Source organism: Plantactinospora sp. B24E8 (assembly GCF_039871735.1).
Taxonomy (GTDB): Bacteria; Actinomycetota; Actinomycetes; order Mycobacteriales; family Micromonosporaceae; genus Plantactinospora.
Map to the genome: position 1 here is coordinate 263,567 of NZ_JBDPMH010000006.1, position 26,398 is coordinate 289,964.

General features: G+C 72.5%; 22 protein-coding genes. 11 read left to right on the forward strand and 11 right to left on the reverse strand.

Annotated elements, in window-relative coordinates:
• Positions 1–16 precede the first annotated feature (16 nt).
• Together ABGB21_RS12955 and ABGB21_RS12960 are read right to left on the reverse strand one after the other, a co-directional pair.
• On the reverse strand, positions 17–1,537 hold the full coding sequence (locus ABGB21_RS12955; protein ID WP_347651626.1) for a hypothetical protein: 1,521 nt from the start codon (positions 1,535–1,537) through the stop codon (positions 17–19).
• Positions 1,534–4,248 (reverse strand): hypothetical protein, encoded by a 2,715-nt coding sequence (locus ABGB21_RS12960; RefSeq protein ID WP_347677864.1) that lies wholly within the window; start codon positions 4,246–4,248, stop codon positions 1,534–1,536. The genes ABGB21_RS12955 and ABGB21_RS12960 overlap by 4 nt, the downstream gene beginning before the upstream one ends.
• A gap of 472 nt (positions 4,249–4,720) precedes the next feature.
• On the opposite strand from ABGB21_RS12960, the gene ABGB21_RS12965 reads away from it, so the two are divergent.
• The 4 genes from ABGB21_RS12965 to ABGB21_RS12980 all read left to right on the forward strand — a co-directional run bounded on the left by ABGB21_RS12965 (position 4,721) and on the right by ABGB21_RS12980 (position 8,007).
• Positions 4,721–5,224 (forward strand): SigE family RNA polymerase sigma factor, encoded by a 504-nt coding sequence (locus ABGB21_RS12965; protein ID WP_347677866.1) that lies wholly within the window; start codon positions 4,721–4,723, stop codon positions 5,222–5,224.
• Positions 5,221–6,387: a hypothetical protein gene (locus tag ABGB21_RS12970; protein WP_347677868.1), complete on the forward strand. Its 1,167-nt coding sequence runs from the start codon at positions 5,221–5,223 to the stop codon at positions 6,385–6,387. The genes ABGB21_RS12965 and ABGB21_RS12970 overlap by 4 nt, the downstream gene beginning before the upstream one ends.
• A gap of 326 nt (positions 6,388–6,713) precedes the next feature.
• Entirely contained in the window at positions 6,714–7,367 is a 654-nt protein-coding gene (locus ABGB21_RS12975) for a DUF4291 domain-containing protein (protein ID WP_347677870.1), read from the forward strand.
• A gap of 115 nt (positions 7,368–7,482) precedes the next feature.
• Positions 7,483–8,007 carry a GNAT family N-acetyltransferase gene (locus tag ABGB21_RS12980; RefSeq protein ID WP_347677872.1) on the forward strand — a complete coding sequence of 175 codons (525 nt, stop codon included), beginning with the start codon at positions 7,483–7,485 and terminating at the stop codon, positions 8,005–8,007.
• A 75-nt stretch (positions 8,008–8,082) separates the two neighbouring features.
• On the opposite strand, the gene ABGB21_RS12985 is transcribed toward ABGB21_RS12980, so the two are convergent.
• A complete protein-coding gene (locus tag ABGB21_RS12985; protein ID WP_347677874.1) occupies positions 8,083–8,673 on the reverse strand; it encodes a TetR/AcrR family transcriptional regulator in 591 nt (196 codons plus the stop codon).
• A gap of 89 nt (positions 8,674–8,762) precedes the next feature.
• On the opposite strand from ABGB21_RS12985, the gene ABGB21_RS12990 reads away from it, so the two are divergent.
• Positions 8,763–9,170 (forward strand): nuclear transport factor 2 family protein, encoded by a 408-nt coding sequence (locus tag ABGB21_RS12990; RefSeq protein ID WP_347677876.1) that lies wholly within the window; start codon positions 8,763–8,765, stop codon positions 9,168–9,170.
• Between the two features lie 5 nt (positions 9,171–9,175).
• Here ABGB21_RS12990 and ABGB21_RS12995 read toward each other — a convergent pair whose 3' ends face one another.
• The 7 genes from ABGB21_RS12995 to ABGB21_RS13025 form a co-directional block, all read right to left on the reverse strand.
• Positions 9,176–11,512 carry an AAA family ATPase gene (locus ABGB21_RS12995; RefSeq protein ID WP_347677878.1) on the reverse strand — a complete coding sequence of 779 codons (2,337 nt, stop codon included), beginning with the start codon at positions 11,510–11,512 and terminating at the stop codon, positions 9,176–9,178.
• Positions 11,513–11,628: 116 nt separating this feature from the next.
• A complete protein-coding gene (locus ABGB21_RS13000; protein WP_347651633.1) occupies positions 11,629–12,045 on the reverse strand; it encodes a hypothetical protein in 417 nt (138 codons plus the stop codon).
• Positions 12,046–12,098: 53 nt separating this feature from the next.
• A complete protein-coding gene (locus ABGB21_RS13005) occupies positions 12,099–12,779 on the reverse strand; it encodes an ATP/GTP-binding protein (RefSeq protein ID WP_347651634.1) in 681 nt (226 codons plus the stop codon).
• 82 nt (positions 12,780–12,861) lie between these two features.
• Entirely contained in the window at positions 12,862–13,368 is a 507-nt protein-coding gene (locus ABGB21_RS13010; RefSeq protein ID WP_347651635.1) for a DUF742 domain-containing protein, read from the reverse strand.
• Positions 13,365–13,835, reverse strand: a complete 471-nt coding sequence (locus ABGB21_RS13015; RefSeq protein ID WP_331214328.1) for a roadblock/LC7 domain-containing protein — start codon at positions 13,833–13,835, stop codon at positions 13,365–13,367. The genes ABGB21_RS13010 and ABGB21_RS13015 overlap by 4 nt, the downstream gene beginning before the upstream one ends.
• Complete coding sequence (locus ABGB21_RS13020) at positions 13,832–16,399, reverse strand: nitrate- and nitrite sensing domain-containing protein (protein ID WP_347677880.1); 2,568 nt, start codon at positions 16,397–16,399, stop codon at positions 13,832–13,834. Before ABGB21_RS13020 ends, ABGB21_RS13015 begins: the two co-directional genes overlap by 4 nt.
• Positions 16,386–17,663, reverse strand: a complete 1,278-nt coding sequence (locus ABGB21_RS13025; RefSeq protein WP_347651637.1) for a hypothetical protein — start codon at positions 17,661–17,663, stop codon at positions 16,386–16,388. The genes ABGB21_RS13020 and ABGB21_RS13025 overlap by 14 nt, the downstream gene beginning before the upstream one ends.
• A gap of 373 nt (positions 17,664–18,036) precedes the next feature.
• On the opposite strand from ABGB21_RS13025, the gene ABGB21_RS13030 reads away from it, so the two are divergent.
• The 6 genes from ABGB21_RS13030 to ABGB21_RS13055 all read left to right on the forward strand — a co-directional run bounded on the left by ABGB21_RS13030 (position 18,037) and on the right by ABGB21_RS13055 (position 25,513).
• Positions 18,037–20,907 carry an alpha/beta fold hydrolase gene (locus ABGB21_RS13030; protein ID WP_347677882.1) on the forward strand — a complete coding sequence of 957 codons (2,871 nt, stop codon included), beginning with the start codon at positions 18,037–18,039 and terminating at the stop codon, positions 20,905–20,907.
• The gene (locus ABGB21_RS13035; protein ID WP_347651639.1) at positions 20,907–21,830 is read left to right on the forward strand and encodes an ABC transporter permease subunit; all 924 of its coding nucleotides are present in this window, start codon (positions 20,907–20,909) and stop codon (positions 21,828–21,830) included. The genes ABGB21_RS13030 and ABGB21_RS13035 overlap by 1 nt, the downstream gene beginning before the upstream one ends.
• 144 nt (positions 21,831–21,974) lie before the next feature.
• A complete protein-coding gene (locus tag ABGB21_RS13040; RefSeq protein WP_347651640.1) occupies positions 21,975–22,901 on the forward strand; it encodes an aminoglycoside phosphotransferase family protein in 927 nt (308 codons plus the stop codon).
• 10 nt (positions 22,902–22,911) lie between these two features.
• On the forward strand, positions 22,912–23,916 hold the full coding sequence (locus tag ABGB21_RS13045) for a hypothetical protein (RefSeq protein WP_347651641.1): 1,005 nt from the start codon (positions 22,912–22,914) through the stop codon (positions 23,914–23,916).
• A gap of 120 nt (positions 23,917–24,036) precedes the next feature.
• Entirely contained in the window at positions 24,037–24,396 is a 360-nt protein-coding gene (locus ABGB21_RS13050) for a DUF1330 domain-containing protein (RefSeq protein WP_347651642.1), read from the forward strand.
• Positions 24,397–24,589: 193 nt separating this feature from the next.
• Positions 24,590–25,513 carry an LLM class F420-dependent oxidoreductase gene (locus ABGB21_RS13055; protein ID WP_347651643.1) on the forward strand — a complete coding sequence of 308 codons (924 nt, stop codon included), beginning with the start codon at positions 24,590–24,592 and terminating at the stop codon, positions 25,511–25,513.
• A 27-nt stretch (positions 25,514–25,540) separates the two neighbouring features.
• Here the strand turns inward: ABGB21_RS13055 and ABGB21_RS13060 are convergent, their stop codons facing one another.
• Positions 25,541–26,380 carry an RNA methyltransferase gene (locus ABGB21_RS13060; protein ID WP_347651695.1) on the reverse strand — a complete coding sequence of 280 codons (840 nt, stop codon included), beginning with the start codon at positions 26,378–26,380 and terminating at the stop codon, positions 25,541–25,543.
• Positions 26,381–26,398 lie beyond the last annotated feature (18 nt).

Genomic DNA, 26,398 nt, shown 5'->3' on the forward strand with positions numbered 1-26,398 from the left:
CCGCTCCTGTCACCTGTCATGCCGACCCTCCGGAGCTGACCCGGTGGCAGGCCATCGGCGGGTGGTGTCGTTCCGGCCAGTCGTTGCCGTGATCGGTGATGAGCCAGATCCACCGCTCGGGTCGGGCCGGGGTGACCGGGGGCGCGTACCCGTCGGTCACCATGATGACGGCGTCGGGTTCGACGTCGAACCGCCGGCCGTCCACCTCCAGCCGGCCCTCGGCGTAGTCGACCACGTTCTGGAAGTTGGTCCCGCCACCGCCGGAGACCCGTTCCCCGGGTACGAACGGCGTCACCACCCCGTCGAAGCTGAGCCAGTGGCTCTCCACCCCGGCGGTCTGGCCGACCAGTGTGGTCAACCAGCGCACCACCACGTCCGGCATCGAACCGGAGGTGTCGAAGGCGATCAGCACCACCTTCGTCCGTTCCGGGCCACGCCGCTGCAGCATCGGCTCGTGGCCGAGCGCGAGCAGCACCGCCCCGTGCTTCTTCGGATAGACCAGCCGCTCGCCCTCGGTCAGCTTCGACGCCAGTACGTCGGTCAGCCAGCGCTGCCACCAGTCGATCCGGCGGGTCTTCGGGGTGCTGCCCCGGAGCCGGTCCAGCCCGAGCCGGCCCCAGAGCCGGGTCAGTCGTTCGCCGCCGTCCGTCGAACGGTCCGCCAGGTCGAGCAGTTCCTCGCGGGCGGCCGGGTTGCCGCGTAGGGCAGCCTGCATCACCTCGTGCAGCACCTCACCGGCCAGCCGCTCGACCGTCTCGTCGTCCAGCGGCACCCCCCAGCGTCCCTCCCGTCCGTCGCCACCACCGTCGCCGCTGCCGTCGCCGTCGCCGTCACCGTCGAGGTGTACGCAGAGCACCGGCTCCGGCCGGAGCAGCGTGGTCATCCGCTTCAGCTCGCCGTACACGGTGAAGTCGGTGTACACGAAGTCGTCGTACGACAACGGGGTCAGGCCCTGGGCGCGCAGGTCGGCGACGTACTCCTGGTGGACCTGGACCGGGTCGACGCCGGTCGGTGTGGTCACCGTGGTCCCGTCGTCGTCCACCCGGGTCCAGCCGGGCAGGCCGCTGCGCCCCAGGCGGCGCATCGCCACGTGGTTGATCACCACCTCGGCGGCGAGGACGAACGCCGGGTCGTCGCGCAGGTCCTCATCGACGTGCAGGTGCCGGTGGATCAGGTGCCGCGCCTCGTGGAACAGCACGAACTTGACCCCGTCCAGGTCGAGCCCCGCGAAGAAGTACGGGTTGTAGAGCAGGGCGCAGACCCCGTCCCCGGTGGCGACCACGGCGGCGGTCGGTATCGCGGTGGTGGCGATGTGGTGGTGGCACTTCGTGTACAACCAGGACGCCACCACGCTGTGCCCGACGCCGAAGTCGAGCAGTGCGGACTCCTTCTGCCGGCGCGCCCGCTCCACCACCTCGGCGTCGGCCGGCTCCCCGGCGAGCAGCCGTCGCAGGTCGGCCAGGTGCGGCGCACGCCGGTGCCGACGTACCCCGGGACCGGCGCCGGTCGGCCGGTGGTGGCCGTCGTGGCCGCTCACCGGGTCGCCGGTCCGGCGGTGGCGGGTTGGGTCGCCAGTCTGGCGGTGGCGACCAGTTCGGGCAGGGCGCCGGGAAAGTCGGCGAGCAGACGCAGCACGAGCAGCCACGCGTCGAGGTTCCCGTCGATCGGCGCGACCAACTCGGCCAGTGTGGTCCGGGCCGTCGGATCCCCGGCGACCGGGGCGAGGCCCAACACCTGGACGGCCGGATGTCCGTACCGCAGCACGTCCCCGGCCCGGAGCAGCTCCTCGCGGACCGCGCGGGCCGGCCAGCCGGACCAGGGCCGTTGGTCCACGGCGGTGTCGGCCAGCACCTCGGCGACCTCCGCACCCCGGGCCAGCCGCAGGATCGGGGATTCGCCTGTCCGCCTCCCCGTCGACCCGGCCACCGGGGCACCAGCAGCCGGGGGTGTACCCGCTCCCGTCGGCATACCCGGGCCAGCCGGGCCGCCGCTGGTCGCCTCCGCGTCGGCCTCGGCCTTCGCCTCGACCAACTCGGCCGGGCAGCCCGGCCGTGCGACGAGGTGGTGCAGCAGCTGGCCGGGCAGCGGCGCGCGGGCGTGTTCGGCCCGCACCGTCGCCCAGTCCCAGCTCGGGAACTCGACGTCGAGCAGGTCGGCCAGACCGATTTCGGTGGCCGGCGGCGGCGGTGGTGCGGCGGCGGCCTCGCGCAGCAACGCCACCACGGCGTACGCCCGCAGCCGCTCCACCGCGACGGCCGGGTCGGGCTCGGCCAGCAACCGGGTCAGCAGCGTCACCAGCGCCGGGTCGAACCGTTTGGTGCGCTGGCCGGAGACCACCGTCAGGTCCTCGTCGAGCAGGGCCTGTACCGCGTCCGGCCCGCTACGGCGCCACAGCCCGGCCATCAGCCGCAACCGGGCCGCGCCGGCCTTGACCCCGAAGTACCGGAGAACGTTCCGGACCACCTGCGGATCTCCGCAACCCAGGCTGTACGGGGTGACCCACGAGTTGGCCCGCTTGCCGAGCAGGTGGTCCCGGAGCCCGGACGGCAACGGCAACTGCCCCGACGCGCCCGGCCGCAACGGCGTACCGACCACCATCACCAGCCGCTGTCGGGGGGTGCTCGAATCCTGGAAGAAGAGGCTGGTCGTCACCTCCGGATCGTCGAACCGGAGCAGCCGCTCGATCAGCTCGGCGGCGAGGCCCTTACGGCGGGCCAGCACCAACCGGTCCCGGGCACTGCCGGCGGTCACGATCCACTCGGTGAGCGCGGGGGTGAGTGAGCCGGTGACCACCAGGTCGTGCGCGGTACGGTCGTCGAGGTGCGGCAGCAGCGCGGCCTGGGCGGCCGGCTCGGCGGCGTTCAGCAGGGCCAGGAACGCGGAGCGGGCGGCCGGCAGCCGGGTCACCGACCGGCGGGGATCGGGCAGGTCACCGCCGTCCGGCCACGACGTCCCGGCCGGACTGTGGTCGGCGGTGGCCAGCGCCTCGTCGATCAGCTCGGGTACCGGGCCGGTGAAGTCGGCGAGCCGGGCCCGCAGCGACCGCCAGGCGGCCACCTGGTCGCCGAGCCGGTCCCGCACCAGGACCCGTAGCTCCCGGTTGAACTCCGCCCAACGGGCCAACCAGGTCGACGTGCGGAGCCGGGATCCGGAGACGAACGAGTCACGGTCCAGCAAGGGGTACCGGCTGGCCGCCCGATTGGTTTGGGCGACGTCCAGCACCCCGACCGCCGGCCTGGCCAGTCGCAGCAGGTCCGCGCCGCGCACCCCGGCGTGCAGGGCGTGCAGGGCCAGACCCTCGGCCCACTTCGACGCACTCCGTACCTTCGGCGGCGCGGCGAGGATGGCGAGCAGCAACGTCTTCGGGCAGTCCGGCTGGCTGGCCAACGCCCCGACGGTCTCCTCCCGACGGAACGGCTGGCGGACGTACTCGGCGTGCAGCAGTTCCCAGTCCAGTTCGGTCCGGGCCGCGACCAGTTCGGTGGCCGAGTGGTTACGGCGCTGTCCGGGGACCTTCCGGCCGGACTCACGCTGCCGCAGGTCGTCGACGAGGGCCCGGGTGCTCTCGGCGGCCTCGGTGGCCGAGGCCAGTCGTCGACGTCCGTCCGGGCCGGCCAGCGCCTCCCGGGCCAGGTCGGCGACCTCCGGCGCCAGCCGGTCCTCGGCCAGCACCGCCGCCACCGCGTCCGGGCCGGCCGAGTCGTGCAGCGAGAGCAGGGCCCGGAGTTGTTCCGCCGGGGTGAGGTCGGTGCCGACCACGCTGATCACCTGGCGGACCAGGTCGGGAAAGAGACTGACCACCGCGGCCCGGAGCAGGGCCGGGTCGGTGCGGGTCCGGAACAGGGCCGGGTCGGTGTGTGCCAGCAGGGCCGGCACCGGGCCTTCCGGGGCGGTCCAGCCGGGCACCGCCGGGTCGGCGGCGGCGAAGACCGCCCGGGACTGGCGGCCGGGCGGGAGCCGGTGCAGGAACGCGTTACGGGCCAGTACCAGGCTGCCCCGACCGATCAGTTCAGCCACCAACCGGGGGTAGACGCCGACCAGGACGGCGTTGTCGCTGAGCGCGCTCCGTACGTCGGAGTCGGCACCGTGCACCGCCGCCCGGAGCAGCGGCACCGGGAGCGCGGTTGTGGCCTGCCGCAGCACGTCGGCGAGGGGGACCCCGATCCGCTGGACGAACTGCTCCCAGTCGTCGGTCCGGACGACGGTGAGCAGCGCGGCGGCAGCTCGGGCGGTGTTCTGGTCGTACATGGAACTCCCGTGCTGTCCGTGGTGTCGCCCGGTCGATCAACCCGGGGCACAATAGCCGGCCCGGACGACACGTCCGGTCCGCGACGCCGTCCGGCTGGGTTCTGGCTTGCGGATCTTGGCGGTTCGGGTTCTGCGGGTAGCCAGTCGAGGGTTTCGACCAGGGCGAGAGTGGCCTGGAAGTGGGCGCCGAGCTTGTTGCCGACGCAGCAGCAGGTGCGGGCTGCTGCTCTACCAGACCGGGCGAGGTGAACGCGGCCGGGCCAGCCGAGGTTGTCGTCGTGGACGGTCGGGTTCGTGACCCGAAAAGGATCGCTCCCCGGTAACCCTGGTCCGGCCGGGCTGACGTCTATACCTGTGTCCCACGCGCCGCGCGAGCCCTCCCTGAAGTTTTGTCGACCGGAGTTGATCCATGACCCATGCCATGACCGGGGACTCCCCTGCGGGCGCGACCCGATCGCCCGTGGTGAGGCAGATGAACAGCGATTTTGAATCCTTCTTCCGAGGGCGGGCGCCCGCGCTCCTGCGCACGGCGTACCTGCTTACCGGTGACCGGCACCTGGCCGAAGATCTCGTGCAGGACACGCTGGCCCGCACCTTTCGGACCTGGCGTCGACTGGCGGATGGTGGAAACCCCGAGGCGTACGCCCGACGGGTCATGTACCACCTGCAGGTGAGCGTGTGGCGTCGCCGCCGAGTCGTCGAGACGATGCCGGGTGAGCTGCCGGAACGTGGTAACCACTCGGACCACGCGCACGAGGCGGTCGAGCGGCTGGCGTTGCGCCGGGCGTTACAGGCGCTGCCGGTGCGCCAGCGGGCCGTCATCATCCTGCGGTACTTCGAGGACCACAGCGAGGCCGAGACCGCCGACATCCTCAACTGCCGGATCGGCACGGTGAAGAGCCACACCGCCCGCGCGCTCGCCAAACTGCGCGAGCTGATGCCCCAGCTCGACCTCTCCAAAGGGGTGACCCGATGAACGACCTGAACCAGCGACTCGCCACCCTGGCCGACGAGATGGCCGACACCGACTACACCGCGCTTCGGGCGCGGGTCCAGGGCACCGCCCGTCGGCTCGGTCGCCGCCGCGCCGCCGCCCATTCCGCAGTGGCGTTGGTCGTCGTCGGTGTGACCACGGTCGGCGGACTCCAGCTGCTCTCCCCACCGCCCGGCCCGCCGCCCGGCAACTCGGCGACGGTCGCCCCGGTGACCCCGCCGGCGTCCGGCGGGCCGACGCCCTCGGTCACGGCGACCCCGTCGACGGCGACCAGCGCCTCGGCCGACACACCGCCCGGCGCTGTCGAACATGTCCCGGGTCGGCTTGTCTACCTGCGGGTCGGAGCCGAGATCGAGGTCGTGACAGTCGTCAACGGGAAGGTCCGCACCACGAGCTTCGGTGCCCGGAAGCTCGGCGACCAGGTCGCCACCGTCTCACCCGACGGTAGCAAGGTCGCTCTGGTCCGTCCCGCCAAGGACCTCAGCGAATACCCCGGTGACCTGGTCATCGTCGAGCCGGGAGGAGTACGCGCGGTGGTCGCCCGGCAGGTCACCTGGGGCGACGGGAACGAACCGGTCTGGATGCCCGACTCCCGCCGGCTGCTGATCGCGGTAAACAAGATGAACGGTGACACCTCAACCAGCCAGTCCTACGGCTACCTCGACACCGTGACGGGCCGGTACGACGAACTCAGCCGCGACCCGTTCCCGAAGTACCTCATCTGGTCGGCCGACGGCGGCTACCGGGCACACGCCGACGGCAACACGATCGTGGTCGCACGGGCAGACGGCAGCGGCTCGCGGCGCTTCAGCGTGGCGGACCAGCCGGAATGCGAACGCCAGTGCCCGTACGCGGTACAGGCCGTGTCGAACGACGGCCGGTACGTGGCCACCACGCAGGCCGACAACGGCCCGACACGGATCGCTGGAGCCCGCATCGTGCTGGACACCATGACCGGCGGGCGGATCTCGCTGCCCGACACGCTCGGACAGGTCACCGGGATCTTCTTCCGGGCGGACAACAGCCTTGTCGTCCAGACCTCGAACCAGCTCCACCTGGTCAGTAGGGACGGCAGGCTCACCGCGAGCGTCGACCGCCCGGAGCAGACGAACTCGGCCGACCTGTGGCGGTACGTCGACCAGTAACGAGCACACCGACGCGGTGCCGGCGCGGACCGGCGCCGCGTCGGCGTTCGAGTGCGGTGGCTGACAGCCTTGTCACGACAGCCGGTGCTCGCTCGCTGACCTGGGCGGACCCGACACGGTGCGCTGGCTCAACGAGGCGCGGGCGAGCCGCTTGCCAGCCCGGACTTGCTTCCGCCCACGCTCGTTCGTGGCGGGAGGTATCCGAATCTGCCGCCGACCCGATCGTCGTCGGGCAGGCTCTGCCGTCGCGAGCGAGATTCAACCTCAGAAGCTTCGTTGGGCTAATCCGGTTGGCGGCGGTTCGGCCGGAGGGCAGGATCGGCGACGTGTTGGTGCCACAGCGTCAGGTCCGGGCCGGGTACACCGCCGAGACGATCACGGTCTACCAGGCGTACTCGCCGTCGATCGCGGCGCCGGCGCTGGCGGCCGGCCGGTTCGTGCCGCCGTTCCGGCGGGAGCGGATGACCTGGATCAAGCCGTCGTTCCGCTGGATGATGTACCGCTGCGGTTGGGCCGGCAAGCCCGGCCAGGAGACCGTGCTGGCGATCGAGATCACCCGGGCCGGCTTCGAGTGGGCGTTGGCCCACGCCTGCCTGAGCCACTACGACCGGGACCGGTACGCCAGTCGTGCCGACTGGGCGCAGCGGCTGCGGGCCAGTCCGGTGCGGGTGCAGTGGGATCCGGAACGCTCGCTGGATCTGCGGCCGTTGGACCACCGGTCGCTCCAGGTCGGGCTGAGTGGCCCGGCGGTCGCCCGGTACGTCGACGAGTGGACCGTCGGGATCACCGACGTCACCCCGACGGCGCACGAGATCCGGGCGGCGCTGCGGGCCGGTGACCGGGACACCGCGACCGGGCTGCTGCCGCAGGAGCGGCCGTATCCGCTGCCCGACGAGGTGGCGGCGGTGGTCGGCGCGTCCCTCCCGGCGGTGGTGCCGCCGCCGGCCGGGGGTTCCGGTGCCGACCGGCCGGCGTCCTGAGCGACACGACCAGCGGCCGGTGGGGTGGACGGCCGGTGCGAAGCGGATCGGCCGAACGGTGCGGGCCGGGCAAATCGGTGGACGGGGCCGGACCGGGGCGAGAAACATCGGAGCCGTGACCCGTGAGGTACGGCTGACGCCGGTAAACGAGCAGAACCTCGAACCGTTGCTCTCGGTGGCGGTCGCCGAGGCCGAGCCGGACGAGGTCATGCCGCCGGTCGACGCGCCCGCCGGCTGGTCACAGGCCCGGATGGACGCGTTCCGAGCGTTCTACCGCTCGCATTTCGGCGGCCTGGACGGTCCGACCGGCAACCTGATGTACGCCATCGAGCAGGACGGCGACGTGGTCGGCATGATCAGGCTGGGTCGCCGGGACGAGCCGGGAACCCTGGAGACCGGGATGTGGCTGGGCAAGTCGACCCGGGGCCAGGGCATCGGGCTGATCGCGTTACGGCTGGTGCTTGCCGAGGCGATCGGGGCCGGCGCCCGGCGGGTGGTCGCCGACACCCGGCCGGACAACCTGCCGGCGGTCAGCCTGCTGCGCCGCGGCGGCGCCGTGCTCGTCCAGGACGGTCCGGCGGTCCGCGCTGAGATCCGACTCGGGGTCAGCGAGGACGTGGACCTGCTCGACGCCGGTTGACGGGTCGGCGGTGACCGGAGTCCCGGTTACCGGTGGTAGACGTGCTGCCCGGCGCGCGGGTCAGCGTCGCGCCGGTCAGCGGGCCCGGTCCGCCCTCGGTGTCAGGCCGGCGAAGACGATGTCGAGGGTGCGGCGGCGCAGTTCGGCGTCCCAACCGCCGTGCAACGCGCCCTGACTGGTGCTGGCCAGCAGTGCCATGACCTCGGGCAGGTGTACCTCCGGATCGACCGTGCCGGCCGTCTGGGCCTGCCGCAGCATGTCGTCGACCGCCCCGGTGAAGACCGTGACCAGTTCGGGGATCATGATCTCGACGCCGGTCTGGGCGAGGAGGTCGACCACGGCCTTCCTGGCGGCGGCCTGTTCGACGATCCGGGTGAAGAACGTGAACAGCGCGGTACGCGGCTCGCTGTCGCTGAGCGCCCCGGCCTCTGCCACGAGCTGTTCGAGCAGGTTCTTCATGATGGCGGCGAGCAGGTCGTCCTTGGTCGGAAAGTGCCGGAACACGGTGCCGATCGCCACTCCGGCACGTCTCGCCACCTCCTCGGTCGACCCGGACGATCCCTGCTCGGCGAAGACCTGTTCGGCGGCTTCGAGGATGCGGACCCGGTTACGGCGGGCGTCCGCGCGCATCGGCCGGTCCGGACCGGCGGTACGGGGCGGGGGCATGCTGGAATCCCTCCTTGAAAGATGAGTCATGACTCACTATCGTCGGTTAAGTCGAGTCTCCACTCACCTTAATCGGAGGTGGCACCACCATGACCACGCCCCGAGACGTCTTCGCCGAGATGCGCCAGCGTTGGCTGGCCAACGACGTGACGTTCGAGCCGGACCAACTCGCCGACGAGGCGGTGCTGGAGATGCCGATGGCGGCACCCGGGCAGCCGACCCGGATCCAGGGCCGGGCCCAGATCCTCGACTTCACCCGGGCCGGCCGGGCCGCGTTGCCGATCCGGTTCGACGACTGCCGCAACGTGGTCGTCCACCAGACCACCGACCCGGAGGTGATCGTCGTGGAGTACGAACTCGTCGCGACGGTGCCGGCCACCGGGGCGACCGCGAGCGCCCCGTTCGTCGGCGTGCTCCGGGCCCGGGACGGCAAGCTGCTGCACTGGCGGGAGTACCAGCCCACCCACACGATCATGCAGGCGCTCAACCCGGCCTGACCGGCTCAGCGCTGTGCCGCGTACGCCGCCAGCCAGGCGACCTGGGCCGGGTCCAGGGACGGTCGGACCCGTTCCCGGGCCGCCGCCACATGCTCGGCCCGGACCGTCGTCGCCTCCAGCGACTCGCGCATCGCGGCCAGCGCCGCCTCCCGGACCAGGGCGGCACAGTCAGCGGCGGAGAAGCCGTCGAGTTCCCCGCCGAGCGCGGCCAGGTCCACCTCGTCGGCGAGCGGCACCGACCGGGACGCGGCCCGGAGGATCTCGGCCCGGGCGGCGCCGTCCGGCGGCGGCACGTACACCAGACGTTCCAGCCGGCCCGGCCGCAGCAGCGCCGGATCCACCAGGTCCGGCCGGTTCGTCGCCCCGACCACCACCACGTTGCGCAGCGTCTCCACCCCGTCGAGTTCGGTGAGCAGGGCGGCGACCACCCGGTCCGTCGTACCGCCGTCGGTGGCCTGCCCCCGGACCGGTGCCAGCGCGTCCACCTCGTCGAGGAAGACCAGCGTCGGCGCGGCCTCCCGGGCCCGCCGGAACAGCTCCCGGACCGCCCGCTCGCTCTCGCCCACCCACTTCGACAGCAACTCGGCACCCTTGACCGAGAGCACGTTCGCCCGTCCGGTCCCGGCGAGCGCACTGACCAGGAAGGTCTTGCCGCAGCCGGGCGGGCCGTAGAGCAGCACCCCACGCGGCGGCTGCACGCCGAGCCGGGCGAACGTGTCCGGGTAGTTCAACGGCCAGAGCACCGACTCGGTCAGCGTCTCCTTGACCTCCGCCATGTCCCCGACGTCGTCCAGGGTCACCCCGGCGAGCTCCAGCACCGACGACTCGGCCATCGAGGTCGGCCGGACCACCTCCAGGGCGGCGGTGAAGTCGGCCATCGCCACCGTCGGCGACTCTGCCTCCTTCTGGCGCAGCGCCGCGCGCACTCCGGCCTCGCGGGCCAGCGCGGCCAGGTCGGCGGCGACGAATCCCGGCGTACGGGCGGCGACCTCGTCCAGCCGGACGTCCTCGGCCAGCGGCATCCCCCGGGTCAGCACGGTCAACTGTTCGCGACGCAGCGCCGCGTCCGGCAGCGGTACGGCGATCTCCACCGAGAGCAGGTCGGGGGCGCGCAGTGACGGGTCCACCGACTCGGGGCGGCTGGTGGTGCAGACCACCGCCGTACCGGCCCGGACGGCGGTGCCCAGGAGTTGGCGGAACACCGTACCGACCGGTCCCGGGGCCTCGCGTGGGACGAGCGCGTCCACGTCCGAGACCAGCAGCACCGCCGGCCCGGCGTGGTCGCGGCCCGAGGCGAAGATCTCGCGGAGCCGGCGGGCGGCGGCGTCGTTGGTCAGCGCGGCGACCTCGGGCGCCCAGAGTGCCGCCACCCGGGCGTCGACCGCGTGCGCGACCGCCCGCACCAGCGCAGACTTGCCCGAACCGGCCGGCCCGGTGACGAGTACGCCGAGCGACACGGTGGTGCCCAGCCGGCCGAGCACCTCCCGGTGGTGGAAGCCGAGGTCGAGCAGTTCGGTCAGTTCCTCCGCCTGACTACGCAGTCCGGGCAGGTCGTCCAGGGCCGGGGCGACCGGCTCGGCGCCCGCCCCGGCCGGGGTCGCTCCCGGCCCGCCGGTGGTCCGGTCGTCCGCCCCGGCGGTGGTTCCCGCCGACCAGGACACCGTCCCCGGCCAGCCACCGGCGGTACGCACGCCGCCGGTCACCGCCCGCAGTTCGGTCGGGCCGTCGCCGGGTGTGGTGTGGCCGTGCCGCCAGCCGACCACGCTGTCCATGGTGACCAGCACGGAGACCGGCTCCCCGGTGTCGGTGCCGTGCTCCGGGCCCGGCTCCGCCTCGGTCACGGTCAGCAGGGTGCTCGTCCAGGCGTAGCCGACGGTGTTGGCGAGGCTGCGCCGGGCCGCCTCGACCAGGGTCCGGACCGCCGCGTCCGGAAGGACGTCCTGCGGCAGCAGCGACACGTCGTCGCCGCTGGTCACCACCTTGCCGAGCAGGGCGAGCCGGAGCATCTCCGGAGAGACGGCGGCGGCGATCTCGGGCGGGCCGGTCAGCAGCACCCGGCGGGCCGCCACCACCGGTATCGGCGCGACCACCACTTGGCTGCCGTCCCGTACCCCGAGGTTGCCGAGGGTCAGGTCGTCGGCGTAGAGCAGGGCCCGGCTCGCCGTCGACTCCGCCCGGGCCACGATCCCGGCGGTCACCCGTCGGCCGGTCATCCGGACCGGGTCGCCGGAGTGCAGGTCGAGCGCGGTCAGCACCTCCGGATGCAGCCGGACGATGCCCCGCCGGGCGTCCAGCGCGGCCGGCCGCAGACTGGCGGTGAGGGTGAGATCCGGACCGGTCACCCCGCCGAGACTACCGGGTGTGCGGAAGGGCCTCCGGTTATCGCTTCCTGCGGTGGAAGGGCCGCTACCTGGCTCCTGGCGCCCCTTCCTGACTCCTGCGGGTCGCGGGGGCCGGGTCAGCGGCGGTCGTCGTCCGGGCCGAGCAGTGACGGGTCCCGTCGGATCATCTCGGCGAGCCGGGCGGCGGCGTCCGGGGCCGGCGGGTCCTCCGGGGTTGACCAGTTCGGCACCGTCCGGACCGACATCGGCCAGGACTGCGGCGGCTGCCCGGCGCTCGGCAGGGCCGGCTCGGCGGCTGGCCGTACGGTCACCGTGCCGTTCTCCCACGCGACGTGCATCGCCGAGATGTTCGGCCCGTCGGCGACCCACATGGTGACCGCCACCGCCGGATACTGGGCGACGACCCGCTGGACCGCCTCGGTCACCTCGTCGACGGGTGACCCGGCCCGGATCGCCGCCTCCTGCGCCAGCCGCCGTTGCAACGCCTCACGCCGTTCCATCCGGGCCAGCGCGTCGTCGAGTTCGCCCCTCATCGGATTCACCTTTCCCGGCCGACGCCGACCGAACCGATCGGAGCGCCGCCGGCCTAAGTCTCCCGCTCCCGGATCGCGCGATCCAGCGCCCGATCCAGCACGATGAGTAAGGCATCCCGTACGGACAGCCGATCCCGGGCGTCGAACCGGATGAGTGGTACGCCGTCCCCGATCGCCAGGGCCCACCGGATCTGGGTCAGGTCGTGGCTGATCTGACCGTCGAAGGCGTTGACCGCGACGACAAAGGGCAGCCGGGCCCGCTCCAGGTAGTCGATCGCGGGATAGCAGTCGTCGAGCCGGGAACTGTCGACGACGACCAGTGCACCGAGCGCACCGAGGGCGAGGTCGTCCCACATGAAGCCGAACCGGGCCTGCCCCGGCGTACCGAACAGGTAGAGCTTCAGACTCTGGTCGATGGTGACGCAGCCGAAGTCCATCGCGACCGTGGTGGTGGTCTTCTCGGACCGGATGCCGGGGTCGTCGACGCCGATCCCGGCCGAGGTCATCTCCGCCTCGGTGGTGAGCGGTTCGATCTCCGAGATCGCGCCCACGGTGGTGGTCTTGCCGACCCCGAAACCACCGGCGATCAGGATCTTCACCGGTACCGGCGGCTTTGTCCTCCGGCGCTGCTCCGGGCGGGACCGGGGCGCCGTACCGCCGACCACCGTCTCGTCGCCGTGTCGCGGCACGTGCCGGGCGGGCGGGGCGTAGCCGGCCGGCGTACCCCGGCCCATCTGGAGGCCGTGACCGGGCGGGCCGCCGTAACGTCCGGGCGCGCTGTTGCCCAGAGGGCCGGAGGTGAGAGAGGTGGACCAGTCAGGAGATCGCGCGAAGTCCATCGATCACTCGCCTAATCAGCTCGGGGTCGTGGGCGTGCTCGGCCTCACGGAGGTGTACGTCGAGGTGGCCGGCGGCGCGGAGGTCACCGACCAGGATCTTGGTGACGCCGAGGTGCAGTCGCAGTCGGGCGGAGATCTCGGCCACGGACATCGGCTCGGCGCAGAGCGCGACGATCTCCTGCAGTTCGGAGGGGAGGCGGCTGACCGGGGGGACCGTCCAGCAGCTGTCGTCGTACCTGGCGGTCACCTGGGTCTCCAGACTGATCGCCGGATCCACCGCGGCGACCCGGCCGGCGGTGAGCACGAACGGGCGCAGCCCGGTCGGTGCGGGTTCCGCCGGCGGGGGCCCACCGTCCCCGTCCTCCGGTTCGGCCTCCGCGCCGGTCAGCGCGACCTGCAGGTACGGACGGATCCGAGCCGTCGGTGCGGCGACCTCCGGCTCGGGTTCCGGGTCCGGCACCTCGTTCGAGGCGGGCCAGGTCACGACTGCACGGAGTTCTTCAACTCGACGATGAGCCGCGGCGTGAGCGCCCCGCCGGCCCGACCGGCGAAGAGCGTCATCTCGTACGCGACGGTGCCGAGGTTGGCGGACCGGTCGGCGACCACGCCGAGCACCGAGCCCGCGCTGATCGCGCTGACCAGCAGGTAGCCGTCGGTCATGTCGACCACCACCCGGTTCAGCGCGCCGAGGGTGTACCAGTTGGCCGCCCCGCTGGCCAGGCTGGTCATCCCGGACACCACCGCGGCCAGCCGTTCCGCGTTGGACCGGTCCTTGATCGACGACATGGCCATCAGCAGGCCGTCGGAGGAGACCGCGATCGCCTCCCGGACCCCGGCGGTGTTGGAGGTGAAGGCGTCGAGCAGCCAGTTGAAGGTACGGGCCTCCGGGCTCAGCTCGTCGGCCGTGGTCGCCGGTTGGTCCTGGTCGGTACGGGTGAAGGGAGTGCTCATCCTTGGGTTCCCTCTTCGTGGCGGTGTTCGGCACGGACCTCGCTCAGCGCGCGGGCGACGCCGGACTCGAATTCGGTGATCAGCTCGCGGACCCGCTCGGGGTCTTCCGAGCCGGCGGACGCGATGGCGGCGGTTGCCGGGTGTGGTGGCGGCACGCTCAGGTTGGCTCCGGGGACCCGTCGGTTGAGTCGGGGCGGAGTCGGGCTGGACGTGGTCGACGCCGAGGTGGTGGCGGTCGGAGCGACCGGTGGTGCGGTCGCCATGGACGCCGCAGGCGCCGTGGACGGTGTGGTCGGCCGGACCGGCCGTTGCTCCTGCTGGGCGCGGCGTACCCCGGCTTCGAAGTCCTCGATCAACGCGCGGACCACCGCCGGGTCGGCCGGGGTCGGCCGGGGGCGCTGGCTACGGGCGCCGGCCGGTAGTTGGGCGCCCGGGACCCGCTGGCGCAGTCCGGTGCCGGATCCGGACGGAGCGGGTCCCGGGCTGCTGGTGGGCCGGGCCATCGCGGTTGGCCCGGCTGCCGCGGGGCGGGCCGGTGTCGAGTCCCTGGTCGGCTGCTTGACCAGGAATGCGTTCCACGGCTGACCGGACGCCAGCGATCGGGTCGCCCGGGAGAGCAGTTCGGTGTCGAACACGACGTCCGCCACGGCCGGCGGCAGTACCGTACCGGCCGGCACCAGCGCCGGCTCCGGCTCCGGCTCCGCCGGTGTGGGCCGGGTGACCAGCAGCCGGTCGTCGATCTCCACCCCGGCGGTCACCCCGCCGCCCGAGGTCGCGCTCAGGGTGACCCGCCAACCGTGCCGGCGGGCGAGTCGACCGACCACGAACAGCCCGAGCACCTCGGTCGGGGCGAGGTCCAGCCGCTCCCGCCGGGTCAGCCGGGCGTTCTCCTCGGCCAGCCGCTCCGGTGACATGCCGATGCCGTGGTCGACCAGGTTGAGGCGTACGCCGCCGGGGACGACCTCGGCCAGCACGGTGACCCGGGTGTGCGGCGGGGAGAAGGCGGTGGCGTTCTCCATCAGCTCGGCGAGGGTGAGGACGAGGTCCCCGATCACCCCGGGCGTCACGCTCACGTCGAGGCGTACCTGCACGTCGACCCGGGTGTAGTCCTCGATCTCACCGAGCGCCAGCCGGACCACGTCGCCGAGCGGGAGCGGGGCGACGTGCCCGTCCCCGCCCGCCCCGCCGGAGAGCACCACCAGGCTGCTGGCGTTGCGGCGCAGCCGGCTGGAGACGTGGTCGAGCCGGTACAGGTCCTGCAGCCGGGTCGGATCGGTCTCCTGCCGCTCCAGTCGGTCGATCAGGCCGAGCTGCCGGTTGACCAGGTTCTGGGTACGTCGTCCGACGTGGCCGAACATCTGCGCCACGTTCCGCCGGCCAGCGGTCTGCCGTTCGACCAGCCGGGCGGCCGTACCCTGCACCCGTTCGAAGGCGCGGGCCAGGTCGCCGATCTCGTCCCGGCCGCGTACGTCGACCGGGTCGAGCCGGACCGGGTCCGGCGACTCGGACTCGTCGTCGGTGATCCGGACCAGTTCCGCCTCGGCGACCCGGGCCATCCGGTCGGCGGAGACGGTGAGCCGGGTCAACGGTCGGGCGACCGTACGGGCCACCGCGAGGCTGAGCAGCAGCATCAGCGCGATCAGCACCAGCACCAGCGCGCCGACCGTGTACGCCCCGGTGATCGCCCGCTGCCGCTGGTCGGTGACCTCGGCGACCACGTCGGTGACGATCTTCTTCTCGATGAACTGACCCAGGTTGATCAGTGAGGAGACGGCCGGGAAGAGTTCCTCCATCTTCAGCCCGTCGACGGCGCCGGCCACGTCCAGGCTGCCGGCGTTGAGGAACTCGGCGTTGGTCCGGGCCGCGGTGGCCCGCTCGACCAGCAGGTACAGGTCGTTCTGGGCCGGGGTGGCGAAGCTGCGGAACCGGTCCAGGTGGGCCTGCGTCTGGGCCATGGCGGAGACGTACGCGATGCCGGCGGCGGTGCTGCGGGTGCCGCCGATCAGGATGACCAGGGCGGCGCAGGTGGCGATCGAGTCGTCGGTCCGGAGCATCGCGTCCAGGGCGATCATCTGGCGCCCCTCCGGCGTGGCCGGGTCCGCGACCCGGGTCAGCCGGAGCGAGTCGATGAGTGCGCGGTGCACCTGCCCGAAGTCGGTGACGACCCTCCCGGGGTCGGCCCGCCGGGTGAGGATCCCGGCGCGGGTCTCGGTCAGCCGCCCCGCGCCGTCGATCGCCGTCCTGATCTCGTCGGGCAGCGTGTCGCCGAGTTCCAGCCGCAGGTCGGCGATCCGGTCGGTGACCTGCGCGGTCTGCTGCATCAGCACGGTCCGGTCGACGGCACCCAGCAGGTAGCCGACGGAGAGCAGCTGTTCCCGCTGCAGGTCCTGGACGAGGGTGCCGACCCGGCCGGCGTTGCGGGTGGTGTCGACGGTTTCCGCCGCCCGGCGGGCCGAGTCGAGCTGGCCGGCGAGCAGCGGTACGGCGACGACGATGGTGCTGAGCAGCGGAATGATGACGAGCAGGGCGAGTCGGCCCCGGATCCGGAGCCTACCGAGCAGCATCGGGGCGTCCCCGGTGTGGCGTTCCCTGGCCGACCGGTACCGGGTCGGCCCACCGTACGCCCGGCGGTGGCGGTTCGAGCAGCGGTGAGTCGAGCAGTGACGGGTCGATCAGCGGCGCCTCGGCCAGGGGCGGACCGTTGCGGGCCGGTCCGGTCGGTGGCTCGGTACCGGCCGGTGCCGGTCCGGTGGCCTCCGTCGGGCTGGCACCGGCCCCGGCCGGCGTACCGGCCACGACCACCGGCACGCGGCGGCGGGCGGCCAGCACCGTGACGACCACCAGGGCCAGGACCAGTAGTACCGCCGAGACCAGGGCGGCGATCCCGAGCCAGCGTTCGCCGACCAGGTCGTCGGCCCGCTCCCGCAGCAGGGTGTCGAGTTCGTCGTGGATGATGACGCCGAGTTCGGCGCCGCTGACCTGGGCGGCCGACCGGGCGGAGGCGACCCGGGTCGGGTCCGGGAGGATGAGTTCGGCGCCGTTGGCCGGGGTGGCGAGCGCGGCGAGCACCTCGACGGTCCGCTGGTAGCTGTCGAGCCGGCTGAGCAGGTTGCCGCCGAGGGTGCGGCTCTCGGTGTTCTCGACCGCGGCCCGCAGGTTGGTCAGCAGATCGGTCGCGGGTCCGAGGGCGGCGGCGCGGGCCAGCGCGAGGGTGGTGGCGAGTTCCGGTTGGACGCCCGCCGGGCGCCGGGAGGCCAGGACCACAAGGTCGGCGAGGCGTCCGGCGGCGTCCAACGCTCTCGGCAGTTCGTCGGCGACGGCGTCCTGCAGGTGGAATGAGTCGGCGGCCTGGTCCCGGGCCAGCCCGGAACTCTGCCGTACCTTGGCGTAGAGCGCCAGCAGCAGGTCGGCGACCTCACCGTACGCGGCGGAGGCCCGGACCGGGTCGGTCGGGGCGGCGTCCGGCAGGGCCTGGATGGTGGTACGGATGCCGGTCCAGCGTTCGGTGGCCCGGAGCTCGGCGCCGAGCCGGTTGTTGACGGTGTGCGCGTGTTCGACCGCGCGGTGCAGCGTGCCGGCGTCGACCGGCCGGCCCGCGACGGCGCCGGCCCGGGCGTCGACCAGCGCGAGCATCACCGGTTCGAGGGCCCGCAGGTATTCGACTCCGTCCCGCTCCAGTTCGATCACCGAGCGCTGTTTGTCGTTGCCCCGCCAGGTCGAGGTGAAGAGCACGCCGACCGGTGCCAGCAGGGCGACCGCGAGCAGGGCTCGCAGTACGACACCGGCCCGGTGCGTCACGCCCCGGGACCGCTGTGCGGGAACTGTCATCGTCCATCTCCATCAGCGAGGGGGGAGCTGAGCGGTGGGGATGGGGAGGCCGCCCGGTCCCGTCCACCGGACCGGAAAACTAGTCGAAGGTGGACGTCTGGGATGGCGGCTGAGCAGTCAGTTATGCGTCACTTGAGTACGGGTGACGGCCGGTGACCGAAAATGTGACTCGTTGTACATAGTTGCCTTTGCGCATGCATCGATTGATCCGCGCTGCCCCGAAACATCGGAATTCACGGCATCCGTAGTTGCTTCGCCGTACATTGGTTGACCTGGCGCAGATGTCGGACCCTTCGCCGCCGAACGGAGTTGCCGGACGAACGTACGGCGGATCTCAGCCCCTCCTCAGGTTCCACACCGTACGGTGGTGCCCATGCCTTCCTCACCGCTGGCGCGGATCCGCCGTGCCCTGCGCCCGGCCGGGCGTGTCCGGGCCCGGTTGACCCGGCGTCGCGTGGTCGCCGGAGCGACGGTGTTCGTGCTGGTCGGCGGCCTGGTCGGCTGGGCGGTCTGGCCGGAGCGGCCGTCCTGGTCGGCCACCGATGCCATGATCACCGTGCGGTCCGGCCCGACCGGTACGGAACCGGTGGAACTGGACACCACGCTCCTGCTGCCGGACGGGGCGAGCGCCGACCGTCCGGTGCCGGCGGTGCTGCTGGCGCACGGCTTCGGCGGCACCAAGCAGTCGGTACGCGCCGACGCCGAGGACCTGGCCGACCTCGGTTACGCGGTGTTGACGTACACCGCCCGGGGGTTCGGGCGCAGCGGTGGGCAGATCCACCTGGACAACCCCGACTACGAGGTACGGGACGCCGCCCGGCTGCTCGACTGGCTCGCCGCCCGGCCGGACATCCGCCGCGACCGCGACGGTGACCCCCGGGTGGGCGTGGTCGGCGGCTCGTACGGCGGCGGCCTGGCCCTGCTGCTCGCCGCCCAGGACCCGCGGGTGGACGCCATCGTCCCGATGATCACCTGGAACGACCTGGCCCGCTCGTTCCTGCCGGAGTCGACCGGTCGGGAACCGGTCGACGGGGTGTTCAAGAAGGGCTGGGCCGGCCTCTTCTTCGGCAGCGACGGCAGTGCGGGCGACGGTCCGGCGAACCGGGACCCGCTGCTCGGCGCGGTCCCCGGTGCGCCGCCCGGGGCCGCCCCCGGCGCGGACCCGGCCTGCGGGCGGTTCGCCGCCGACGTCTGCGCGGCGTACCTGCGGATCGCCACCACCGGCCGGGCCGACGCCGAGGCGGTGGCGCTGCTGCGCCGGTCCAGCCCGGCCGGGGTCCTCGACCGGATCAAGGCACCCACGCTGCTGGTCCAGGGCGAGGCGGACACCCTCTTCCCGCTCGCCGAGGCGGACGCCAACGCCCGGGGGATCGCGGCGAACGGCACCCCGGTCCGGGTCGCCTGGTTCACCGGCGGACACGACGGCGGCACCGGCCCGCAGAGCGACCAGGACCGGGTGCGGTTCCTGATGGCCCAGTGGCTCGACCACTACGTCAAGGGCGGCGGATCCACCCCGTCGACCAGCTTCACCTGGTCGCGGATCGCCGGCTTCGACGCCCTCGACCGAGGGCTGGTCGCCTCCGGCTTCTCCACCACCGACTATCCGGGCGTCGAGGGCACCGGACGGGCCGACGTCGCGGTCGCCGGCCCGGTGCAGCGGATCGCCAACCCGCCGAACGGCAACCCGGCGGCGATCTCGGCGCTGCCGTTCGCCGGCGGCTTCTCCTCGCTGCTCGACGGGGTCGCCGGTGACCTGCCCGGACAGCACGCCCGGTTCGAGTCGGCACCGCTGACCGAGGCGGTCGACGTGGTCGGCTCGCCGACCGTGCCGATCCGGGCCGCCTCGCCGACCGGTGAGGCCGTGCTCTTCGTCAAGCTCTACGACGTCGACCCGAACGGTCCGGCGGCGCTCTCGAACGGCCTGGTCGCCCCGGTCCGGCTGACCGGGCTGCCGGCCGACATCACCGCCGCCCAGCCGGTCCAGGTGACCCTGCCGGCGATCGTCCGCCGGATCGAGGCCGGGCACCGGCTGCGGATCGTGATCGCCACCTCCGACCAGGCGTACGCCACCCCGGCCCAGCCGGTCACCTACACCGTCGGACTCGGCGCTCCGGTGGGTGCCGCCCCGGCGGACGGGGCGCTGCCCCGGGCCGTGGTCGCCCTGCCGACCGTGACCGGGGAACCGATCGCCACCCCGGCCGCGCTCTGGCGCTGGACGCTGGTCGGGCTGCTCGCCGCGATCGTGCTCGGGCTCGTCGTGGTCGTCGCGGTGCTCCGCCGCCGGCACCGCCGGCACGACACCTCGGTGCATCCCGAGTACGCCGACACCCCGCTGGTCGTCCGCGACCTGCGCAAGGAGTACGCGGACGGTTTCGTCGCGGTCTCCCGGATCGGCTTCGAGGTGCACCGGGGGCAGGTGGTGGGTCTGCTCGGGCCGAACGGCGCCGGCAAGACCACCACGTTGCGGGTGCTGATGGGGCTGACCCAGCCGACCGCCGGCGAGATCCACGTCTTCGGGCACCGGCTGGTCCCCGGCTCGCCGGTGCTGTCCCGGATCGGCGCGCTGGTCGAGGGGCCGGGCTTCCTGCCGCACCTGAGCGGTCTGGAGAACCTGAAGGCGTACTGGCGGGCGACCGGGCGCCCGGAGGCGGACGCGCACTTCGAACAGGCGCTGGAGATCGCCGGACTCGGTGACTCGGTGCATCGCAAGATCCGCAAGTACAGCCACGGTATGCGGCAGCGGCTGGCCATCGCCCAGGCCATGCTCGGCCTGCCGGAGCTGTTGGTGCTCGACGAGCCGACCGACGGGCTCGACCCGCCGCAGATCGCCGAGATGCGCCGGGTGCTGCGCCGGTACGCCACCGACGGCCGGGCGGTGCTGGTCTCCAGTCACCTGCTCGCCGAGGTGGAGCAGACCTGCACCCACGCGGTGGTCGTACACAAGGGACGGATCGTCGCCTCGGGAGCGGTGGAGGAGATCGTCGGCGAGTCGCCGAGCACCCAGTTCGACGTCTCCGACCCGGACGCGGCCCGGGCCGTACTCGACGGGCTGTCCGGGGTACGGGTCCTGCCGGAGAGCAACGGCGCCCTGGTCGTCGACACCAACGGGACCGCCCGCAGCGAGGTCGTCGCCGAACTCGTCCGGGCCGGGATCGGGGTGGACCGGGTGGTGCCCCGCCGTCGGCTGGAGGACGCCTTCCTCGCCCTGGTCGGCGAGAACTCACGGGGAAGCGGGGACCGGTGATGGTCGACATCGAGGTCGCGGGCGAGGGATCGCCGGACTCGGCGGGTTCGGGTGCGGGGGCGCCGGACGCGGCGGGTGGGGCGGCCGGCTACCGGCCCCGGGCCACCCTGTCGATCGCCACCGAGTGGCGCCGGCAGGCATCGCGGCGGCGTACCCAGTTGTCGCTCGGGTTCATGGTGCTGCTGCCGTTGATCATCCTCGTCGCGTTCGAGTTCGGCGGTGACGGGGACGACGACAACGGCGGCGGCGAGTTCGGCAGCCTGATCGAGCTGGCCACCTCCGGTGGCTTGAACTTCACTCTCTTCGCGCTGCTGGTCTCCTCGACGTTTCTGCTGGTCGTCGTGGTGGCGTTGTTCTGCGGTGACACCGTGGCCAGCGAGGCGAGCTGGGGAAGCCTGCGGTACCTGCTGGCCGTACCGGTGCCCCGGGCCCGGCTGCTGGCGGTGAAGCTGGTGGTCGCGCTGTTGTACTCGTTGCTGGCCCTGCTGCTGCTGGCCGGCACCGCACTGCTCGCCGGCACCCTCCGGTACGGCTGGTCGCCGCTGAGCAGCACCGTCGCCGCGCAGATCCCGGCCGGCGAGGGGCTGCTCCGGCTGCTCGGCATCCTCGGCTATCTGGCGGTGGTGCTGTTGGTGGTGGCCGGGCTGGCGTTCCTGCTCTCGGTCACCACCGACGCCGCGCTCGGCGCGGTCGGCGGGGCCGTGCTGCTCTGGATCCTCTCCAGCATCCTCGACCAGATCACCGCGCTCGGGGTACTGCGGGACTTCCTGCCGACGCACTACAGCAGTGCCTGGCTCGGGTTGCTCTCGACGCCGGTGCAGACCGACGACATCGTCAAGGGCTGCATCTCGGCGATCTCCTACGCCACCGTCTTCTGGAGCCTCGCCTTCTGGCGCTTCACCCGCAAGGACGTCACCTCCTGAGCGGCCGGCGGCGCCGCCCGGGAGAACGCACATGTCAGGCACGGTTCATGCCTGAGAGTCATAATCATGACTCTCCGGCATACTGTTGAACCCCGGTACACGCCGTCCCCACCGTGCGACCGGCGCGGCTATATCGTCTGCACTGTGGTCTCCGAGGTGTTGACGCGCAACGTGCTGGCGGTCTGGGGCGAGGACGGCCGACGCTGGCTCACCGGCCTGCTGGAAACACTCGCCCAGGTCTTCCGGGACTGGCAGTTGACCCCCGACGGCCGGCCGTACGAGCTGTCGTACCACTACGTAACGGCGGTGACCTGCGCCGACGGGACGCGGGCGGTGCTCAAGCTCGGGGTGCCGAGCGGAGACTCGCTGCGTACCGAGGCGCCGGCGCTCGCCGCCTGGGCCGGCCGTGGCGCCGTACGCCTGCTCCGGGCCGACCTCGACCGGGGTGCCCTGCTGTTGGAGCGGGCCGAACCCGGCGACCGGCTGCGTGACCTGGTGCCACACCGGGACGCCGAGGCAACCTCGATCCTCGCCGGGGTACTGCGGAAACTCGCCGTGCCGGCACCGCCGGACTGCCCGCTGCCCGACCTGTTGACCCTGGCCCGGGGTTTCGACAACCATCTGGCCCGGTTCGGCGACGGCGGCCCGCTCCCGACCGAGCTGGTCGTGACCGCCAACGGCCTGATGCGGGAACTCTGCGCCTCGGCGCCGGACCAGGTGGTGTTGCACGGCGACCTGCACCACGACAACATCCTGCGCGCCGAGCGGGAGCCGTGGCTGGCGATCGACCCGCACGGTTACCTCGGCGACCCCGGTTACGGAGTCGGGGCGCTGCTCTACAACCCGGAGCCGGACGACCGGGACCCGGCATTGACGGCGCTGGTCCCGGCCCGGGTCGAACAACTCGCCGACGAGCTGGCGATGCCGGTCGACCGGGTCGTCGCCTGGGGTTTTGTCCAGGCGGTGCTCTCGGACGTCTGGACCGCCGAGGACTGGCAGCCCGGCGACCCCTCGCCGGCCAGTCGGGCGCTGGACGTGGCGTACCTGTTACGACCCCGACTGTCCGGATAGCCTGGCGTTGATGTCGCGCCCCGTCCCGTCCCTGACGCCGTTCGCCGTGGCGCTCGGCGGCATCCCGGCCGGTCTGATCGTCGCGCTGGTCTGGCTCGACAGCGGCAGCTACGAGGGCTACCGGCCGGAACTGTCGGAGCTGACCGGAGCGGCGACGCTTGTCGCGGCCGGCGTGGCGCTGCTCTTCGGCTACCGGTACGGGATCCGGGTCCCGGCGGAGACGGACCGGTCCGCCCTCGGTCGCCGTCTGCTGCTCGTTCTCGCGGGTGGCACGGTGCTGACCCTGCTCACCCTGCTCGTCAACGATCTGCTCTACCGCTACGTGGTGCCGCTCGACGCCGACCTGACCAACAACCGGCCCTGGTCGATCCTCCGGTGGCTGGCCGCCGTGGCAGGTCCGGCGCTCGTCGGGGCGTTCGGGTACGGCCTCGGGCTGCGCCGCCGCCCGACGGCCACGCCGCCCGACAACCGGGTACGGCCGCCGTCGGGTCGCCGGTGGGTTCTCGTCGCCGCGCTCGGTCTGGCCGGGCTCTGGGCGGTGCCGGAGTTCGTCCGGGTCGGCGCCGAACTCGCCACCGGACGGTTCGTCCCGGCCGGCGCGGCGACGGTCGCCAGCGGCGCACGGACGGCCGTGCCGCTCGGCCCCGGCAGGCACGCCGTCTTCCGGCTCTACGGCGACGACCTGTCGGCGGGCCAGTGCACCCTCACCGATGCCGGGGGCGGCAGGCTGCGGCTGTCCGAGCCCTCGGTGCTGTTCACCGACAACAGCGACAGCATCGTGACGGTGCTGCTCGGCACCTTCGACGTACCGGCGGCGGGGCCGGTCACCGTCGACTGCCGGGGCGGGCCGTACGAGACGTACCAGGTCGGCGGCCTGCCCGAGGTCCGCGGCCCGCTGCCGGCCCTGGTGTACGGCCCGACCGCGCTGCCGCCGCTGATCGGGCTGCTGCCCGGCGTCCTGCTTGCCACCGGCTGGCTCCTGGCCGGCGCCGTGCGGAAGCGGGTTTCCGCGTAGGCCGGTTTTTGCTGCGCCCTGCGTGGTAGCTCACAGGTGTGGGCGGATGAGGCGCAATAGGATTACGCTCATAATCTAAACGGCTGCGGCGCGTCTGCCGCCTGACCTGAAGGGTTTGAGATGAGCACCTATCTGATCAATCATCTGCGCATCCCCGGCGGCATCCCGAACGAGGCCGGTTTGACCTACCTTGAGCAGGTCGAGGCCACGGTGAAGCCCTACGGTGGCAAGTGGCTCGCCAACGGCGAGGCCACCGTCGTGGAGGGCGCGTGGCCCGGCCTGGTGGTCCTCATGGAGTTTCCCGACCGCGCCGCCGCCGAGCGGTGGTACAACTCCCCCGAGTACCAGGAGATCCTGCCGCTGCGGGTCAACAATTCGATCTCCGACATCGTGCTGATCGACAGTCTCCCGGCGGACTACACCGTTCGGGGGTTCGCCCAGCAGGTCCGTGCCGCAATCGCCGCAGCATCCGGCAACTGAGCGCCTGAAGCCTTCCGGCAACTGAGTGCGTTGGAGCGGAAGCCGCAGCAGGGTGCCGCGGCTTCCGCTCCGGGCTTCCCGATCCGGATCCGTCGAGCTCGAAGCCGATATCGCGTGGCCTCCGGGCGCCTGGTCGACCCGCGGCATACGGTCGGGGGCGACGAGAATTGTTCCGAGTAGGGGGAAGAAGACCATGGTCGAAAAGCAGCGGTCCGGTGACGATCCGGCCGAGCTGAAGCGGCGGATCGGCCCGGTCGGGGTCTGGACGAGCGTGCTCGGCGGGGAGTCGGCCGAGTTCGGTCGTACGGTCGCGGCCGAGGTGGAGGAGCTGGGCTACGGGGCGCTCTGGGTGGGGGAGACCCCGAACAGCAAAGAGCCGCTCGTCCACTCGGCGATCCTGCTCGGCGCCACCCGGCGGCTGGTGGTCGCCACCGGCATCGCCAACATCTGGGTCCGGGACGCCACCGCCGCCGCGAACGGCGCGAGCACCCTCGCCGAGGCGTACGACGGTCGGTTCCTGCTCGGGCTCGGGGTGAGCCACGCGCCGCTGGCCAAGATGCGGGGCCACGACTACGCGCGACCGCTCGCGGCGATGGGCGCCTACCTCGACGCGATGGACCAGACCGGGTACGCCGGGCCGCTGCCGCAGCGGGCGCCACGGGTGCTGGCCGCGCTACGTAAGGGGATGCTGGAGCTGGCGGCTCGGCGCAGCGCGGGCGCGCACCCGTACTTCGTCACGGTGGAACACACGGCGTACGCCCGGAAGATCCTCGGGCCGGAGCCGTTGTTGGCACCGGAGGTGGCGGTGGTGCTGGAGACCGATCCGGACGCGGCCCGGGAGAAGGCCCGGCGGTTCATGGCGCTCTACCTGAGCCTGCCCAACTACGTGAACAACCTGCGGGATCTCGGTTGGTCCGAGCAGGATCTGGCCGGCGGCGGCAGCGACGCCCTGGTCGACGCGGTCGTGGCGTGGGGTGACCCGGCGACGATCGCGGAGCGGATCCGGGCGCACCACCAGGCAGGCGCCGATCACGTCTGCGTCCAGCCGCTGGTCGACGGGCCGGCAGAGCTGCTGCCGCAGCTGCGGGCCCTGGCCCCGGCGCTGGTCCGGCGTTAGTACTCCGTTGCGGGAGCCGGGAGGGCGCTACCGCCCTCCCGGCTCGGACCGCTCAGAAGCGGCAGCGGTCCGCTGTCGTGCTGATTCGTACAGCACGACAGCCGCGGCGGTCGCCGCGTTCAGGGAGCTGGCGGACCCGGACATCGGGATCCGGACGAGCTGGTCGCAGGCCTCACGCCAGCCGGAGCTGAGACCGGTGGTCTCATTGCCGATCAAGGTCAGCGTGGGCTGCGTGAAGTCGTACTCGGCGGCACCCAGTGAGCCGTGCTCATCGGTACCCACGATGCTCATACCGATGCCGTTGGCGCGGAGGTCAGCGACCCAGGACAGAACGGCCTGGTGCGAGGGCACCCGGACCACGGGTAGGGCGAACAGCGAGCCGGTGCTCGCCCGGACCGCCTTCGGGTCGTAGACGTCGGCGGCATGGCCGGTGATGACGACCCCGGAGGCGCCGAAGGCGTCTGCGGACCGGACGAGGGTGCCGATGTTGCCGGGGCTGGTGGGCCGATCGAACACGACGGTGAGCATGGCCGGCGCGGCCGGGATCCGAGACAGGTCGTCCTCCGGCAGCGCGACCACGGCCAGCAGCTCTGGAACCGTGTCCGCCTTACCTCCCAGCTCGTGCATCAGTTCACGGGAGACGGCGATCTTCTCGGCTCGGACCGTGTCCAGGACCTCGCGCGCCCAGCCGGACAGCTGAGCGCTGGTGTCGTAGAGCAGCTCTCGGATCTGCCAGCGGTGTTCGACGGCCATGGCGATCGGGCGCACGCCCTGCACGAGGAACTCGCCGTGACGCTGCCGCTTGGTCCGATTCCGTAGGAGAGCCTCCCACTGTTGGAATCGCGCATTGCGGCTACTCACCGACAGACCCACCGCTGTCCCCGC